Source organism: Shinella sp. JR1-6, from assembly GCF_004284735.1.
GTDB lineage: Bacteria > Pseudomonadota > Alphaproteobacteria > Rhizobiales > Rhizobiaceae > Shinella.
The window spans coordinates 22,120-38,576 of the sequence record NZ_SHMI01000015.1; the positions used below are offsets into that span (position 1 = coordinate 22,120).

The 16,457-nt window shown below is 63.5% G+C and carries 12 protein-coding genes and 1 pseudogene; 7 read left to right on the forward strand and 6 right to left on the reverse strand.

What is annotated here, in order from left to right; translation table 11 throughout:
• Positions 1-133 precede the first annotated feature (133 nt).
• From EXZ48_RS22595 to EXZ48_RS22605, 3 genes are all read left to right on the forward strand, one after another.
• Complete coding sequence (locus EXZ48_RS22595) at positions 134-1,156, forward strand: putative 2-aminoethylphosphonate ABC transporter substrate-binding protein (protein ID WP_130518456.1); 1,023 nt, start codon at positions 134-136, stop codon at positions 1,154-1,156.
• 79 nt (positions 1,157-1,235) lie between these two features.
• Entirely contained in the window at positions 1,236-2,399 is a 1,164-nt protein-coding gene (locus EXZ48_RS22600; protein ID WP_130518458.1) for a putative 2-aminoethylphosphonate ABC transporter ATP-binding protein, read from the forward strand.
• 2 nt (positions 2,400-2,401) lie between these two features.
• Positions 2,402-4,417, forward strand: a complete 2,016-nt coding sequence (locus EXZ48_RS22605) for a putative 2-aminoethylphosphonate ABC transporter permease subunit (protein ID WP_130518460.1) — start codon at positions 2,402-2,404, stop codon at positions 4,415-4,417.
• Positions 4,418-4,489: 72 nt separating this feature from the next.
• Here EXZ48_RS22605 and EXZ48_RS22610 read toward each other — a convergent pair whose 3' ends face one another.
• Complete coding sequence (locus tag EXZ48_RS22610) at positions 4,490-5,527, reverse strand: GlxA family transcriptional regulator (protein ID WP_130518462.1); 1,038 nt, start codon at positions 5,525-5,527, stop codon at positions 4,490-4,492.
• Between the two features lie 190 nt (positions 5,528-5,717).
• On the opposite strand from EXZ48_RS22610, the gene EXZ48_RS22615 reads away from it, so the two are divergent.
• Positions 5,718-6,500: a DeoR/GlpR family DNA-binding transcription regulator gene (locus EXZ48_RS22615; RefSeq protein ID WP_165909387.1), complete on the forward strand. Its 783-nt coding sequence runs from the start codon at positions 5,718-5,720 to the stop codon at positions 6,498-6,500.
• Between the two features lie 88 nt (positions 6,501-6,588).
• Complete coding sequence (locus tag EXZ48_RS22620; RefSeq protein WP_130518466.1) at positions 6,589-9,039, forward strand: FAD-dependent oxidoreductase; 2,451 nt, start codon at positions 6,589-6,591, stop codon at positions 9,037-9,039.
• 101 nt (positions 9,040-9,140) lie between these two features.
• On the opposite strand, the pseudogene EXZ48_RS22625 reads toward EXZ48_RS22620, so the two are convergent.
• The 4 genes and pseudogenes from EXZ48_RS22625 to EXZ48_RS22640 form a co-directional block, all read right to left on the reverse strand.
• Positions 9,141-9,564, reverse strand: a pseudogene (locus EXZ48_RS22625) (VOC family protein).
• Between the two features lie 3 nt (positions 9,565-9,567).
• A complete protein-coding gene (locus tag EXZ48_RS22630; protein ID WP_130518468.1) occupies positions 9,568-9,807 on the reverse strand; it encodes a hypothetical protein in 240 nt (79 codons plus the stop codon).
• Positions 9,807-11,186, reverse strand: coding sequence for a sigma-54 dependent transcriptional regulator (locus tag EXZ48_RS22635; RefSeq protein WP_130518470.1), 1,380 nt, complete (start codon positions 11,184-11,186; stop codon positions 9,807-9,809). Before EXZ48_RS22635 ends, EXZ48_RS22630 begins: the two co-directional genes overlap by 1 nt.
• A complete protein-coding gene (locus tag EXZ48_RS22640) occupies positions 11,183-12,982 on the reverse strand; it encodes an ATP-binding protein (protein WP_130518472.1) in 1,800 nt (599 codons plus the stop codon). The genes EXZ48_RS22635 and EXZ48_RS22640 overlap by 4 nt, the downstream gene beginning before the upstream one ends.
• 224 nt (positions 12,983-13,206) lie before the next feature.
• Between EXZ48_RS22640 and EXZ48_RS22645 the strand changes: the two genes are divergently transcribed.
• Complete coding sequence (locus EXZ48_RS22645; RefSeq protein ID WP_130518474.1) at positions 13,207-14,538, forward strand: dicarboxylate/amino acid:cation symporter; 1,332 nt, start codon at positions 13,207-13,209, stop codon at positions 14,536-14,538.
• Positions 14,539-14,588: 50 nt separating this feature from the next.
• On the opposite strand, the gene EXZ48_RS22650 is transcribed toward EXZ48_RS22645, so the two are convergent.
• Entirely contained in the window at positions 14,589-15,047 is a 459-nt protein-coding gene (locus EXZ48_RS22650) for an Lrp/AsnC family transcriptional regulator (protein WP_130518476.1), read from the reverse strand.
• A gap of 125 nt (positions 15,048-15,172) precedes the next feature.
• Between EXZ48_RS22650 and EXZ48_RS22655 the strand changes: the two genes are divergently transcribed.
• A complete protein-coding gene (locus tag EXZ48_RS22655; protein ID WP_130518478.1) occupies positions 15,173-16,456 on the forward strand; it encodes a cystathionine gamma-synthase family protein in 1,284 nt (427 codons plus the stop codon).
• Position 16,457: the final 1 nt, after the last annotated feature.

Genomic DNA, 16,457 nt, shown 5'->3' on the forward strand with positions numbered 1-16,457 from the left:
TAAGAATAATAAATTTTACTTACCAAAAACCCCTGCCAGAATGCCTCCTGAAGCCGACCACATGAAGGGTGACATCTAGATCGCCCGCCGCGCTTCCCGGATTTTTCCAGGCCTTCAGAGGAGATTTTCAATCATGAACAAACGCACGCTTTTTATGCTTGCCGGTGCCGTTTCCGCCGTGCTTCCGACCCTTGCCGCCGCTGAAACCCAGCTTACGGTCTACACCGCCGTCGAGGCCGTCGACCTTGACCGCTACAAGGCGACCTTCGAAAAGGCCCATCCCGATATCAAGATCAACTGGGTGCGCGATTCCACCGGCGTGATGACCGCCAAGCTTTTGGCCGAAAAGGACAATCCGCAGGCCGACGTCGTCTGGGGGCTTGCCGCGACCTCGCTGCTCCTCCTCAAGACCGAGGGCATGCTGGAAGGCTATGCGCCGAAGGGCGTCGAAGCGCTTGACAAGAAGTTCGTCGACAAGGACAACCCGCCGAGCTGGGTCGGCATGGACGCTTATGTCGCCGCGCTCTGCTACAACACGGTGGAGGGCGAAAAGCTCGGCCTGAAGGCACCGACGAGCTGGGAGGACCTGACAAAGCCCGAATACAAGGGCCATGTCGTGATGCCGAACCCGGCGTCATCGGGCACCGGCTTTCTCGACGTTTCCGGCTGGATGCAGATGTGGGGCGAGGAGAAGGCCTGGTCCTTCATGGACAAGCTGCACGAAAATATCTCGGCCTATACCCATTCCGGCTCGAAGCCCTGCAAGATGGCGGGTGCGGGCGAAGCCGTCATCGGCGTCTCCTTCGAGTTCCCGGGTGCCAAGGCCAAGAGCGCCGGTGCGCCGATCGACATCATCTTCCCCTCGGAGGGCTCCGGCTGGGAGGCCGAGGCGACGGCGATCATCGCGGGTACCGCCAATATCGAGGCGGCCAAGACGCTGGTCGACTGGTCGGTGACCAAGGAGGCCAACGAAATGTACAATGTCGGCTATGCCGTCGTTGCCTATCCCGGGGTCGCAAAGAAGGTCGAGCACCTGCCTGACGACATCGCCTCCAGGATGATCGACAACGACTTCGAATGGGCCGCCAACAACCGGGCCACCGTCCTGAAGGAATGGCAGAAGCGTTACGACTCCAAGTCGGAGCCGAAGAGCTGAGCCGATCGGCCGGGCGGAGCGCTTCTGCGCTCCGCCCTTCGCATTGTCCCGAAATTCCTGAAGCCAGCGGAGCTTGCAGATGAGACATGCCCTGTCGATCGAACCGACGCCCACCAACCTTCCCCGCTCCGCAGATGCCGCGGCCCCCTATCTGGAAGTCGCCGATCTCTGGAAGGCGTATGGTGATTTCGTCGCGTTGCGCGACATTTCGCTCAGCATTGCCAGGGGCGAGTTCATCTGCTTCCTCGGCCCTTCCGGCTGCGGAAAGACGACCCTTCTGAGAGCGATCGCCGGCCTCGACCTGCAATCGCGCGGCACCATCCTGCAGGGCGGCCGCGATATCTCCACCTTGCCGGCTTCCAGCCGCGACTACGGCATCGTCTTCCAGTCCTACGCGCTCTTCCCGAATCTCACCATCGAGCAGAACATTGCCTTCGGCCTGGAAAACACCGGCCGCTCCAAGGCAGCGGTGGCTTCGCGCGTGTCCGAACTCCTGGAAACGGTCGGTCTGTCGGCGCATGGCAAGAAGTATCCAGCCCAGCTTTCGGGTGGCCAGCAGCAGCGCATCGCGCTCGCCCGCGCCATCGCCATTTCGCCCGGCCTGCTGCTGCTCGATGAGCCGCTCTCTGCGCTCGATGCCAAGGTTCGCGTCCATTTGCGTCACGAGATCAAGGCCTTGCAGCGCAAGCTCGGTGTCACAACGATCATGGTCACACATGACCAGGAGGAGGCGCTCGCCATGGCCGACCGCATCGTCGTGATGAACCACGGCGTCATCGAGCAGGTCGGCTCGCCCACCGAGATCTACCGCCATCCGAGCACATTGTTCGTCGCCGATTTCATCGGCGAAACCAACCAGTTCTCGGCGCGGGTGCTGAAGGACGGCGAAGTGGAGATCGGCCATTCGGCCTTCTGCTGTTCGACCGAGGGTTTTTCGGCGGGCCACACCGCCACCGCCGTTGTGCGTCCCGTCGACATCATCCCGCACGGTGCGCATGCGCATGCCGTCAATGCGGTCGATCGTCCGGCGACGCCGCAGAACCTCATCGACGCCGAAGTGCAGGAGATGGAGTTTCTCGGCATGTTCTGGCGCACGCGGCTGACGGCACCCCGGCTCGGCGATCGTACGCTGGTCGCCGATTTCTCCGTCAATGCCGTGCGCCGCCTCGGCATCGAAACGGGAGGCGCCATCCAGGTGGAGATCCCGCGCGAGCGTCTGCTGCTCTATCCGAGGAGTGTTTGAGGATGACGATCGCCCTCGAAGCGACCCACCTGCCGCTTGCCGGCAAAAGCCTGCGCCAGCAGACCTCCCGCGACGACCGGATCAAGCTCGGCTTCATGGCCGTCATCGGCCTCTACCTCGTCATCGCGCTTGGTGCACCACTCTTCGTCATGCTGTCGAAGTCGCTGTCGACCTATAATTTCGACCTTGCCGCCTTCGAATTCCAGGTGAGCGACGAGAGCGGCGCGAACTGGGGGCCGGCCGTTACCGCAGCGGACATCAACCGGCAGCTTGGCGCGGTGTCGGAGGCCGAGCTTTCCACCAGTTCGGACGGCCGGCTTGCGGCGACGAAATTCTTCCCGGAGTTCAAGTTCCGCAGCCCCGTGCATTATCGCATCCGCGGCATCACGGATGATGCGGCCTTCCTGGTTGGCTCCACGCTGGAAAAAGGCACGGCGTGGCGTGAATATGATTCCGGCACCTTCCGGCGCGTCGTGCTGCGCCCTGCGCGCAGCCTCGGCCTGGAGAATTTCGCGACCTACTTCTCGACGCCGGCGCTTGCCCAGTCGGTCACCAATTCCGTGCTGATGGCCGCCATCAGCACGGTCGTCACCATTTCCATCGCGTTTGCGCTCGCCTATGGGTTGACGCGAAGCTGCATGCCGCTGAAGGGCCTTTTCCGCGGCATCCTCACCATCCCGATCCTCGTTCCGTCGCTTTTGCCCGGCATCGCGCTCGTCTATCTCTTCGGCAATCAGGGTGTCTTCAAGGACTGGCTGTTCGGTTACTCGATCTATGGCCCGATCGGTATCGTCATCGGCTCCGTCTTCTTCACGCTGCCGCACGCTTTCCTCATCATCCTCACGGCGCTTTCGGTCGCCGATGCGCGACATTACGAGGCGGCCGCCTCGCTGAAGGCGAGCAAATGGCGCACCTTCAAGACCGTCACGGTGCCGGGCGCGCGCTACGGCATCGTCTCGGCCGCCTTCGTCGTCTTCACGCTCGTCATCACGGACTTCGGACTGCCCAAGGTGATCGGCGGGCAATATGGCATGCTCGCCGTCGATATCTACAAGCAGGTCATCGGCCAGCAGAATTTCGAAATGGGGGCGGTTGTCTCCGTCATCCTGCTCGTGCCGGCCGTGCTCGCCTTCGCCGTTGACCGGCGCATGCAGAGGCGGCAGGTGGCGCTGCTATCCGCCCGCGCCGTGCCCTATGCGCCAAAGCCGAATGCCCGGATGGATGCGCTGTGTTTCTCCTTCGCGTGTCTCGTCAGCCTCTTCATCATTGGCATGATCGCCATGTGCCAGATCGCCGCCGTGGTGAAGTTCTGGCCCTATGACCTGACGCTGACGACGAAGAACTTCGCCTTCGATCTGATGGATGGCGGTGGCTGGGCGGCGTATGGCAACTCGATCCGGCTCGCCCTGCTGACGGCGCTTTTCGGCTCGCTCGTCGTCTTCGCCGGCGCCTATATGGTGGAGAAGGCGGACGGCTTCCGGTTGGGCCGCGGTGTCTTCCACTTCCTGGCGATGATGCCGATGGCGGTTCCGGGCATGGTTCTCGGCCTTGCCTACATCTTCTTCTTCAACAATCCCGCCAATCCGCTCAACCCGATCTACGGCACGATGGCGATCCTTGTCGTCTCGACGGTGACGCATTTCTACACGGTGGCGCACCTGACCGCGCTCACCGCGCTGAAGCAGATGGACCCGGAATTCGAATCCGTTGCCGCGTCGCTGAAGCAGCCCTTCCACCGGCTGTTCTTCCGCGTCACGGTGCCCGTCTGCCTGCCGGCGATCCTCAACATCGCGATCTATCTTTTCGTCAACGCGATGACGACGGTCTCGGCAGTGGTCTTCCTCTATTCCACCGACACCAAGCTCGCTTCGGTTGCCGTGCTCAATATGGATGATGCCGGGGATATCGCTCCTGCGGCGGCGATGGGCATGATGATCTTCTACACCAATGTCGCGGCCAAGCTGATTCACGCGCTGATCGCCCGTGGTCTCCTCGCCCGCACGCAGGCCTGGCGATAGCGCAAACGAAACGCGCCCTTCCTCCAGGCGGAGTAAGGGCGCGCGCCGGCTGGAAACCAGCAAGTGACCCCGTCAGGCGACGCGGTACTCCGCCATTGCCCTCTGATCACGGCCCGGCTGACGTTGACGCTCCTGTTCCGCCATGCGCGAGCGCTGCGGCGTGCAGCCGTAGCGCTCGCGGTAGGTGCGTGAAAAATGCGAGGCGGTGGAGAAGCCGCAGGCCATGGCGATCTCGATGACGGGTAACGAGGAGGTGAGCAGCAGGAGATGGGCGCGCTCCAGCCGCAGGTCGAGATAGTACCGCGCCGGCGTACGCCCCATCTCCCGCTGGAACAGGCGCTCCATCTGGCGCCGGGAGAGGCCGCTTGCCGGCGACAGGTCGGTCAGCCGCAAGGGCTCGGCAAGGTTGGCCTCCATCTGTGAAATGACCTTGATCAGGAAGGCATTGTCGATCCCGAGCCGGGCCTGCAATGGCAGGCGCTGGCGCTCACCGGTCTGGCGTAACCGCTCGCACAGGGCGATCTCGCAGATGCGGTTGGCGGCATCCGCGCCGAGGTCTGCCATGACGGCGCACAGGAGCATGTCGAAGGGGGCGTTGCCACCGGCGCAGGTATAGAGCCCGCCGTCGATCTCGAAGGCGGTCTGGCAGGCCTTGGCACCGAAAAACCGTTCCGAGAAGTCCGGAAAGTGTTCCCAGTGCACGGCGCAGCGCCGTCCTTCGGCAAGGCCGGCGCGTGCCAGTGGGTAGAGCCCGCCGGCAAAACCTCCGACGACTATCCGGTTGCGGCCACACAGGCGAAGCCAGGCCTCCAGCGCCCGGTCGGGCAATGGCACCCGTCGCCCACCGCAAACGACGACACATCGTGTCTGCCCCGCCCGCAGCATCCCCTCCCGTTCGTCGGCGAGCGATCCGTCCGCCGCAACGCGCATGCCGCAGGATGACAGTGCTGGCCGACCATCCGCTGTGACCGTGCGCCAGCCAAAGACCGGCCTGCCTTCCACGTCATTGGCAAGGCGCAGCACCGTGGCCGCCGCGGAAAACGCCTGCAGCGAGAAACCGTCGAGCAGATAGAAGGTGAAGGAACGGCCGCATGTGCCTGCCTGTTGCATGGTCTCCTCCTGAGCGGGTTTGGGTTGAGAAAATGCAAAATGAAAGAAAACATTACATTATGCAACATATTCGGACATACTATATGCAGATTTTTCCCGACCGCGATGGCGACGGTGGCGGAACGGACGGATTTAGCCGCATTTTTTCGTCCAGCTTGTCAAAGCGACAAAAATGATCGCAGATAACATCATGTCCGACAGTCAAAGCGCCCGTGCCCTAGCCCCCCGCCGCCACACTGAGATCCTGCGCCGCCTCGCGGCAGATGGAACGGTCGGTATCACCGAACTCGCCGAATTCTTCGATGTGTCGCGGCAGACGATCCGGCGGGACCTGAAGCTGCTTGCCGATCGCGGGCAGCTCGACCTCGTCCATGGCGGTGCGACCCTGTTCGAGCCGACCGAGGCGGCCTTTACGGAGCGTCGGGAGGAAAATGCCGATGCCAAGGCGGCAATCGGCCGGGCGGCGGCCGGTCTCGTGCGGGACGGAATGGTGGTCTTCCTCGATTCCGGTACCACGACCCTGGCGGTGGCGCAGGCGCTGGCGGAGCGGAAAAACCTAACAGTTTGTACCACATCGCTGTCGATTGCACTTTTGATGTGCCGCCAGCCGCTGGTGCGTGTGCACATGCTGGGCGGCGAGATCGATCCGGACGAGGAAGCTGCCGTCGGCGTCGATGCGCTGGAAGCGATCCGCCATTTTCGCGTCGACGTCGCCTTTCTCGGCGGTGGCGGCCTGTCGCCCGATGGCGAGGTGACCGACTTCACCCGCAATGGCGCCGAGCAGCGTTCGCGCATGGTGGCGACGGCGGGCAAGGCCTATTTCGTGCTCGACAGCTCCAAGTACGGCCGGCTGACGCCCTTGCGCATTCCGCGTTTCGAACTTGCCGCCGGTATCATTACCGATCGCCTGCCGCCGGAAGCGATCTGCGAGGCGCTGGAGCGAAAGGGACCGGTCCTGATCGTTCCGACGTGATGAAATGTAAGGTTTTGTAACTTTTTGTCTTGCTCTTTGTCGGTGTTTTGTTACCGTGCGGCCTTCCATGGCATCGGGAGGTCGTTTCATGGCACAGGAATTTCCAACGCAGGCACAGGTCGTCATCATCGGCGGCGGGATCATCGGCTGCTCGGTCGCATATCATCTGACGAAACTCGGTTGGCGGGACGTCGTGCTCCTGGAGCAGGGGCAGCTGAGCGGCGGCACCACCTGGCACGCGGCAGGCCTCGTCGGCCAGTTGCGCAGCCATGCCAACATGACGAGCCTCATCAAATACTCGACGCAGCTCTATACCGAGCTGGAGGCCGAGACCGGGCTTGCCACGGGCTGGAAGAACTGCGGCTCGCTTTCGGTCGCGCGCACCGTCGATCGCATGACCGTGCTGAAGCGCACGGCCGCCTCCGCCCGGGCGCAGGGCGTCGCCATCGAGGTGATCTCGCCGAAGGAGGCGCAGGACCTCTGGCCTGTCATGGCGATCGACGACCTCGTCGGCGCCGTCTGGTTGCCGGGCGACGGCAAAGCCAATCCGACGGATCTCACGCAGTCGCTTGCCAAGGGCGCGCGCAGCCGCGGTGCGCGTATTTTCGAGCGTGTCCGGGTCACCGGCGTCTCCGTGGCGAATGGTGCCGTCACGGGCGTGGAGACGGATCGAGGGACGATCTCGGCCGAGATCGTCGTCAACTGTGCCGGCCAATGGGCGCGCAAGGTCGGGAAAATGTGCGGTGTCTCCGTGCCGCTCCATTCGGCCGAGCATATGTATATCGTCACGGGTCGTATCGAGGGCGTGCATCCGGACCTGCCGGTCATGCGGGATCCTGACGGCTACATCTACTTCAAGGAGGAGGTCGGAGGCCTCGTCATGGGCGGCTTCGAGCCGGAGGCGAAGCCCTGGGGCATGGCCGGCATTCCCGACGATTTCGAGTTCGCCCTGCTGCCGGACGACTGGGACCAGTTCGAGATTCTCATGCAGAGCGCACTGCAACGCGTGCCGCAGCTCGCCACGTCCGAGGTCAAGAAATTCTACAACGGCCCTGAAAGCTTCACGCCGGACAACAATTTCATCCTCGGGGAGGCGCCGGAGCTGAAGAATTTCTATGTCGGCGCCGGTTTCAATTCGATGGGCATCGCGAGTGCCGGCGGCGCCGGACGGGCGCTGGCGGAATGGATCGTCAACTGCGCACCGACCATGGACCTCTGGCCCGTCGACATCCGCCGCTTCGCCACTTTCAACAACAATCCCCGCTGGCTGCACGACCGCGTCAAGGAAACGCTCGGCCTGCACTATGCTATGCCCTGGCCGAACCGGGAGCTGGACACAGCCAGGCCTTTCCGCCGTTCGCCGCTCTATGACCGGCTTGCCGCCAAGGGCGCCTGCTTCGGTTCGAAAATGGGCTGGGAGCGCGCCAACTGGTTTGCCGCCCCGGGCGAGGCGGCTGTAACCGCCTATGCCTTCGGCCGGCAGAACTGGCACGAGGCGGTGAAACGGGAGATGAAGGCGGTGCGCGAGGCGGCCGGCCTTTTCGACCAGACGTCCTTTGCCAAGCTTCTCGTCCAGGGACGGGATGCGGTGTCGGTGCTCAACCGGATCTGCGCGGCCGAGATTGATGTGGAGATTGGCCGGTCCGTATATACCGGGCTTCTCAACGAGCGGGGTGGCTATGAGAGCGACCTGACGGTCCTGCGCCTTGCGGCCGACCGTTTCCTTCTCGTCACCGGCTCGGCGCAGGCCGTTCATGATGCGGACTGGATCGGCAGGAACATACCGGCCGGTGCCCATGCGACGCTCACCGATGTGACCTCGGCCTATGCGGTCCTGGCGCTGATGGGGCCGAAGTCGCGGGACATCCTGGCTCGCCTCACCAGCGCAGACCTTTCCAACGAAGGCTTCCCCTTCGCCACGAACCGGGAGATCGACATCGGCTATGCTACCGCCTATGCGAACCGTATGACCTATGTCGGCGAGCTCGGCTGGGAGCTGATCGTACCGACGGAATTCGCCGTCGGCGTCTATGAGGCGCTGCAGGAGGCGGGACGCGATGCCGGGTTGGTGGATTGCGGCTATTATGCACTGGAGGCGCTGCGGCTTGAAAAAGGCTATCGTGCGTGGAGCCGCGAGCTGACACCGGACGTCACCCCCTATGAGGCGGGTCTTTCCTTCGCGGTATCTCTTGACAAGGCGGGTGGTTTCATCGGCCGGGAAGCGCTGGTTGCGGCAAAGGCGAGCGGTACGCCGTCGAAGCGTATCGTGCAGTTCACGGTCGATGATCCCCTGCCGATGCTCTGGGGCGGCGAGCTCATTCTTCGCGACGGCAAGCCGGTGGGCGAGGCCCGCTCGGCGGCCTATGGCCACACGCTCGGCCGCGCCGTCGCCCTGGGGCTCATCGAGAATGCCGCCGGCGTGGACAAGGCCTTCCTGGAGAGCGGGCGCTTTGAAGTCGACCTTGCGGGCGAACGGTTCGCGCTGACGGTGCATCTTGCGCCGGCCTATGATCCGAAGGCTGCGCGCGTCAAGGCCTAGGGACTGCCATCGTGGATGCACAAGGCCACCGCCGATGTCGCGGCGGTGGCCTTTCATGTGCGTCCATCGACAGGGCCGCTGAGGTCATTGGGTGTTCGCGGTCAGCCCTGTGTCGGCTTCCAGTCTGCCGACGGAATGCTGTTGATCATCCACGGGATGCCGAACTTGTCGACGAGGGAGCCGAAGCCGGGCGACCAGAACGTTTCGCTGAACGGCATGCCGATCTTGCCGCCTTCCGCGAGCTGGTCGAACCAGCGCTTGGCCTCGGCCTTGTCCGTGGTGTGCAGCGTCACGTCGAACCCGTTCTTGGGCTTGTCGATATTGGGCGCCCATCAGCGCCTGGTCGCCGACTTCCAGCCAGCAATGCATCAGCCAGTCCTTGTATTTCGGGTCGGTGATCGGCATGTCCGGCGGGGCCTCGCCATAGGGAAAGGCAGCGGTGATCTTGCCGCCCAGCACCTTGGCGTAGAATTCGAATGCCGCCCGACATTCTCCCTGAAAACTCAGGCTCGTCACGATCTTCATGCTTCACTCCTCCTCGTTGTTGGGATCTTCCCGCCGGAGCGGCGGCCGCAGATGTTGAAACCGATATGACAGGCAGGGCGAGAACCGACTGGCACGCTCGCCTTGCGTCGTTCCCGGAACAATGGTGTCGATCCCGTTGTCATTGATGTTGATATCAACGTAAATGCTGCGACAAGTCAACCCGTGGCAGGTTTGATCGCTCGGCCTTCTTTTCCAACGGGAAAAATGCGGCGTGGCGATCATCAGGGGCCCGGCTTCGAAGAGCTCGGTTTTTCGCCCGCGGCGGAAAACTCCCGCCTGACGATGCCGTGGCGCTGGAGCTTGTCATAAAAGGTTTTGCGCGGAATGCCGAGGGCGGCGATCGTTTCCTGCACGTTGCCGTCATGGGCGCTGAGCGTGTCGCGGATGATCTCGGCCTCGAGCCGCTCCAGCCGTTCCGGCAGGGAGCCGCCTCCGCCCGTTTCAGCGGCTGGGCTTTGCGGCGCGAGCGCCGTCGCCGTCATGCCCAGCACCGTCCGCTCGGCGAAGTGGGAGAGCTCACGTACATTGCCGGGCCAGTCGTGTTCGCGCAGGTGGCGCAGGATTTCGGCCGAAAGGCCGGGCGTCGTCCGCTGGAAACGCCGCGCCGCACGCTCGGCGAAATAGCTGAACAGCAGCGGAATGTCCTCACGGCGCTCGCGCAGGGGCGGAATGGTCAGGGAGACGACGTTCAGGCGATAATAGAGGTCCTCGCGAAAGGCCCTGCGCTGGGCGGGGTCGGCAAGATCGACCTTGGCGGCCGCGACGATGCGGATATCCACCGGGCGCACCTCGTTCGTGCCGAGCGGTGTCACCTCGCGCAGTTCGAGCACGCGCAGCATCTGGATCTGCGTGGACAGCGGCATGCTTTCCAGTTCGTCGAGGAAGAGCGTGCCGCCGCTCGAATGTTCGATGCGGCCAATGCGCTTCTTTTGGGCGCCGGTGAAGGCGCCGGGCTCATGGCCGAAGAGCTCGCTTTCGATCACCTGCTCGGGCAAGGCGCCGCAGTTGAGCGCCACGAAATTGCCCTTTGCCCGACGGCTCCAGCCATGCAGCAGGCGTGCCACGACCTCCTTGCCGCTGCCTGTCTCGCCCGTGACGAGCACGTCGACATCCGTATCGGCGATCTGCCGCAGCGTCTGGCGCAGGCGGTCCATCGCGGGTGTCTGGCCGATCAGGGGGAAATCATCCTCTGCCTGGCGGGCGTTTTCCCGAAGCCGGCGGTTTTCCAGGACCAGGCTGCGTTTTTCCGCCGCGCGCTGGACGCATTGGATCAGCCGCTCGGCGGGAAAGGGTTTGGCGATGAAGTCGTAGACGCCCTCCTGGATGGCCTTGACCGCTGTTGCGATATCGCCGTGGCCGGTGACGAGAATGACTGGAATCTCGGCATCCAGTGCGCGAATGCGCGCGAAAAGCTGGATTCCATCCATGGCGGGCATGCGGATGTCCGACACGACGACGCCGGCAAAATCCTTGTCGAGTCTCTCCAGCGCCTCGGCGGCCGAGCCGAGTGGCGATACGGTAAATCCCGCGAGGTCCAGTGTCTGGGCGGTGGCGCGCAGGAGTTGCCTGTCGTCGTCGATGAGGAGAACCGGCACGCTCATTCTTCAGCCTTTCGCAGATGGACGCGGAACGCAGCGCCTTGTGGGCCTGTCTCGACCTCCAGCCGGCCGCCATAATCGGAAACGATGTCCTTGGCGATAACGAGGCCAAGGCCGAGACCCTTTTCCTTCGACGTGTTGAACGGTTCGAAGAGTGACGCGAGGATGTCGGCCGGCAGGCCGGGGCCGTTGTCGGTGACGGAAATGACGACGCCACCGTTCTCCGTGGTGGTCGTGACGTCGACGCGCCCGTCCATGCGCTCCTCCACGGCTTCGAGTGCGTTCTGGAAAAGGTTGATGAAGACCTGCTCCAGCCGTAGCCGGTTGCCGGCGACGCGTAGCCCCTCCGGCAGGGGGGCGACGGCGAGGCGGTCGAGCCGCCCGGTAAAACGGCTGCGCAGCAAAAGGATCGCACCATCGATCACCTCGCGGAGAACGACTGGCTCCTCGGCAGTGCGCCCTTTGCGGGCAAGTGCCTTCAGGTCTTCCGTTATGCCAGCGATCCGGTCGGTTAGGCCGGCGATGAGACCCAGATTTTCCTGCGCCGGCTCCGGCTGGCTGCGTGCCAGGAAGACCCGGGCATTGTCGGCATAGGCGCGAATGGTGGCGAGCGGTTGGTTGATTTCATGTGCCACACCGGCGGCGACCTGGCCGAGGATGGCGAGCCGGTTGGCCTGTACCAGATCTTGCTGCACGGCCTGCAGGTGGTCGCGGGCAAGGTTGAGGTCGCGCGTGCGCTCGTCCACGCGGCGTTCGAGTTCTTCCCGCGCCGCCTGATCGCGGGCGGCATTGGCGAGCGCCACCTGACGCCGGCGCAGCCAGAGAGCTGCGACAAGCGTGATCGCACCGACGGCAAGGAGGGCCAGTACGCGTGTTTCGCGCATGCTGGCGGCTACGACGCTGCCGGTCGGCATGAGATATTCGAAATGCCATGGCGTCGTGGTGACGGCTGTCCTTATGCGCAGATAGGTCTCCGCGCCGCCGCCTGGCTGGACGGCGCGCAACAACGGGCCATTTCCGATGGGTTCGAAGGGAAGCGGGGCAAGCGGAGCTTCTCCGAACTGCAGGCTTTCGCGAATGGCCGCGAGGCTTTCGGCCGGCAGCGGCTCCGTCGTCATGAAGCGCCAGGAAGGAATGCTGGTGATCAGCACCACGTGGTTGGCATCGACCACATAGGAGGGGCGCTGCGTTTCGTGCCAGTCGCGCTCCAGCTGGTCGAATTCCATCTTGACGACGACGACGCCGAGGGGTGCGGCGGCCGGTCCGATACGGTGGGAGATGTAGAGGCCGGGTCTTTTGCTGACCGAGCCGAGCGCGAAATGCTCCGCCGTGCCCTCTGCCATCGCACGGGAAAAATAGGCGCGGAACGAATAGTCGTTTCCGACGAAGCTCGTCGGCTCGCGCCAGTTGCTGGCCGCGATCGCCACGCCCGTTGCGTCGATGAGATAGATGACCGCCGCATTGGTGCCGGCAACCAGATCCTCCAGCTTGCGGTCGAGCCGGGATCGCCTGGCAGCGTCGACACCGGCCAGGGCTTCGGTGACGTCACGATCGCGGGAGAGCAGGAAGGGAAGGGCCCGCGGGCGCTCCAGAACGGCCTGAAGCAGCGCGACCTTGAGGTTCGCCTCGGTCCGGCCCTGCTCCTCCAGCGCCGAAAGGGCCGTGGCTCGGCCATAGAGGCCGGCGGTATAAAGTGCGGCTAAGGCAAGAGCGAAGACTGCGGCGGTAAACACCGCCCACTGCCGCCGCGTCGCGCGGTGGAGGGCGATCTGGTTGCGCGTCAGCGGGGCCGAGGTCATCGGTAATTTTGAGCATAAAACCGCACGATACTCAATGCTGCTTGTGCGGAATGTCGCACTTTGGCTGGCTGGCGCGGGTGGCGCTACCACATGAAATCTTTTTAAAACAACCGGTTATCTTTGGATTTACGAACTGGCACGCCCTTTGCGAAGCCTTCTGCGATTGCAGCAAAACCACCCCGGGAAGAGCCAGCGTGCTGGTTGGGGTGCCAAAGGAGGAAGCCATGCACATTTCGTCTGCCGCCACGCCGGACCGTGGCCCGTTGCCGTTCTACCGTCATCTCTATGTCCAGGTGATCGTGGCCATCGTTGCCGGCATGCTCGTCGGTCACTACTATCCCGATTTCGGTGCCGGCCTGAAACCGCTCGGCGATGCCTTCATCCGGCTCGTCAAGATGATCATCGCCCCGGTCATCTTTCTGACGGTCGCGACCGGCATTGCAGGCATGTCCGATCTGAAGAAGGTGGGGCGCGTCGCCGGCAAGGCGATGATCTACTTCCTCACCTTCTCGACGCTCGCGCTTGCGGTGGGCATGGTCGTCGCCAATGTCGTGCAGCCGGGCGCGGGCATGCATATCGATCCGGCCTCGCTCGACGCCAATGCCGTGGCGACCTATGCCAGCAAGGCGCATGAATCGACCATCACCGGCTTCCTGATGAACATCATCCCGCAGACCATCGTCGGCGCATTCGCCGAGGGTGATATCCTGCAGGTTCTGTTCTTCTCGGTACTGTTTGGCATCGCGCTCGGCATGGTCGGCGAGCAGGGCAAACCGGTCGTCGATTTCCTGCAGGCCCTGACGACCCCGATCTTCCGGCTGGTCGCCATCCTCATGAAGGCCGCGCCGATCGGCGCCTTCGGTGCCATGGCCTTCACCATCGGCAAATACGGCATCGGCTCGGTCGCCAACCTTGCCTTCCTGATTGCCACCTTCTACCTGACCGCCTTTCTCTTCGTCTTCGTCGTTTTGGGTGCCGTCGCAAAGTACAACGGCTTCTCGATCATCGCGCTGATCCGCTACATCAAGGAAGAGTTGCTGCTTGTCCTCGGCACGTCTTCGTCCGAAGCGGCGCTGCCGGGCCTGATGCAGAAGATGGAACGGGCAGGTTGCAAGCGCTCGGTCGTCGGCCTCGTCATTCCGACGGGCTATTCGTTCAATCTCGACGGCACGAACATCTACATGACACTTGCCGCCCTCTTCATCGCGCAGGCAGTCGACATCCCGCTGTCGATGGGTGACCAGATCCTGCTGCTGCTCGTAGCGATGCTGAGCTCCAAGGGGGCAGCCGGCATCACCGGTGCAGGTTTTATCACGCTTGCCGCGACGCTTTCCGTCGTGCCCTCCGTGCCGGTCGCCGGCATGGCGCTTATCCTCGGTATCGACCGTTTCATGTCGGAATGCCGGGCGCTGACCAACTTCATCGGCAACGCCGTTGCGACGATCGTCGTCGCTCGCTGGGAAAACGAGCTGGACGTCGCCAAGCTGAACGCCGCGCTGAGCGGCGATCTCGAGGAGATGCCGGTCCTGGCGCCGGCGCTGCAGCCGGCGGAGTGACCGCGGCTCTCCCCTGAGCTCCGAACTTGCAGCCTCCTCAAGGCGCGGCGCTAGGATCGCCGCGCCTTGATCGTGTTCATCACGAAGCTGGTTTCGATCGTGTCGACGCATTTCAGTTTGGCGATCTTGTCCTTGATGAAGCGCTCATAGTGGTCGAGGCCGGCGCTCATGACGGTCAGCACATAGTCCCTCGCGCCCGTCACCAGCTGGCATTCGATGACCTCGTCCCAGCCCTTGACGGCCTCTTCGAACATGCGGATTTCGTCGTCGTGTTGGCGGCTGAGGCGGATCGATGCGATGGCGGTCATCGTCCAGCCCTCCACGATCGGGTCGATGATCGCGGCATAGCCGCGGATGATTCCCGTTTCCTCCAGGCGCCGCAGCCGGCGCAGGCATGCGGATGCGGACAGGCCGACCCGCTCGGCCAGTTCGTTGTTGGTGATACGGGCATCCGCGGCGAGTTCACGCAGGATACGCCGGTCGATCTCATCTGCAATTTTCTGCGACAATTTTTAGATATCCTTGCAAGAAGTTTCTTCTGAAAACAATAGGTCGCATCAAATAGCAAGGAAACGCCACAGGGTTTGATATAATTTGCGTCTGGAGCTGGCTACACGAACGAGGGAGACGTTTCATGACCGCGCCGCATCCGTCGAGAACCCATATCGGCAACCATGCCCTGCATCCCGAAACGCAGATGCTGAACTATGGCTATGATCCCGAACTCTCCGAAGGCGCCGTCAAGCCGCCGGTTTTCCTGACATCGACCTTCGTCTTCAAGTCCGCCGAAGACGGGCGGGACTTCTTCGACTATGTGTCCGGACGCAAGGAACCGCCGGAGGGCCGGGGGGCCGGTCTCGTCTATTCGCGCTTCAACCATCCCAACAGCGAGATCGTCGAGGATCGCCTCGCCGTCTACGAGCGGACGGAAAGCTGTGCGCTGTTTTCGTCCGGCATGTCGGCGATTGCCACCACGCTGCTCGCCCTCGTGCGGCCAGGCGATGCCGTGCTGCATTCGCAGCCCCTCTATGGCGGTACTGAGACCCTGCTCGCAAAGACCTTCCTCAATCTCGGCGTCTCGGCCGTGGGTTTTGCCGACGGCGTCAGCGAGGCATCGGTGCAGGCAGCGGCGGAGGCGGCAATGCAGAAGGGCCGGGTTTCCGTCATCCTCGTCGAAACGCCGGCAAACCCCACCAACAGCCTTGTCGATATCGCGATGATCCGCCGGGTCGCCGATGCGATCGGTGCGCGGCAGGGCCACATGCCGATCGTCGCCTGCGACAATACGCTGCTCGGCCCCGTCTTCCAGCGGCCGATCGAGCACGGAGCAGATCTCTCGCTCTATTCGCTGACCAAGTATGTCGGCGGTCACTCGGACCTGATCGCGGGGGCCGCGCTCGGTCGCAAGGCCGTGATGAAGCAGGTCAAGGCGCTGCGCGGCGCGATCGGCACGCAGCTCGACCCGCATTCCTGCTGGATGCTCGGGCGCTCGCTGGAGACACTGCAGATCCGCATGGAACGGGCCAACAGCAATGCCGCGGCGGTCGCCGCATTCCTGCGGGAGCACCCCAAGGTGGAGGCGATCCACTATCTGCCCTTTTACGACCCCGCTTCGCCGGCCGGCCGGACCTTCGCCACCCAGTGCAGCGGCGCCGGCTCGACCTTTTCCTTCGATATCAAGGGCGGGCAGCCGGCCTCGTTCCGGTTCCTGAACGCGCTGAAGATCTTCAAGCTCGCCGTCAGTCTTGGCGGTACGGAATCGCTCGCTTCGCACCCCGCGACGATGACCCATTCGGGTATCCCCGTGGAGGTGCGCCAGCGCATCGGCGTGCTTGAATCGACCATCCGCCTCTCCATCGGCATCGAACATCCCGATGATCTGGTGGCCGATCTGGTGCAGGCGCTCGACGCAAGCTAGG

Bases quoted from the DNA above. Each gene is read 5' to 3' on its own strand.
- EXZ48_RS22595 (WP_130518456.1), top strand. From the start codon at position 134: ATGAACAAACGCACGCTTTTTATGCTTGCCGGTGCCGTTTCCGCCGTG.
- EXZ48_RS22600 (WP_130518458.1), top strand. From the start codon at position 1,236: ATGAGACATGCCCTGTCGATCGAACCGACGCCCACCAACCTTCCCCGC.
- EXZ48_RS22605 (WP_130518460.1), top strand. From the start codon at position 2,402: ATGACGATCGCCCTCGAAGCGACCCACCTGCCGCTTGCCGGCAAAAGC.
- EXZ48_RS22610 (WP_130518462.1), bottom strand. From the start codon at position 5,527: ATGCAACAGGCAGGCACATGCGGCCGTTCCTTCACCTTCTATCTGCTC.
- EXZ48_RS22615 (WP_165909387.1), top strand. From the start codon at position 5,718: ATGTCCGACAGTCAAAGCGCCCGTGCCCTAGCCCCCCGCCGCCACACT.
- EXZ48_RS22620 (WP_130518466.1), top strand. From the start codon at position 6,589: ATGGCACAGGAATTTCCAACGCAGGCACAGGTCGTCATCATCGGCGGC.
- EXZ48_RS22630 (WP_130518468.1), bottom strand. From the start codon at position 9,807: ATGATCGCCACGCCGCATTTTTCCCGTTGGAAAAGAAGGCCGAGCGAT.
- EXZ48_RS22635 (WP_130518470.1), bottom strand. From the start codon at position 11,186: ATGAGCGTGCCGGTTCTCCTCATCGACGACGACAGGCAACTCCTGCGC.
- EXZ48_RS22640 (WP_130518472.1), bottom strand. From the start codon at position 12,982: ATGACCTCGGCCCCGCTGACGCGCAACCAGATCGCCCTCCACCGCGCG.
- EXZ48_RS22645 (WP_130518474.1), top strand. From the start codon at position 13,207: ATGCACATTTCGTCTGCCGCCACGCCGGACCGTGGCCCGTTGCCGTTC.
- EXZ48_RS22655 (WP_130518478.1), top strand. From the start codon at position 15,173: ATGACCGCGCCGCATCCGTCGAGAACCCATATCGGCAACCATGCCCTG.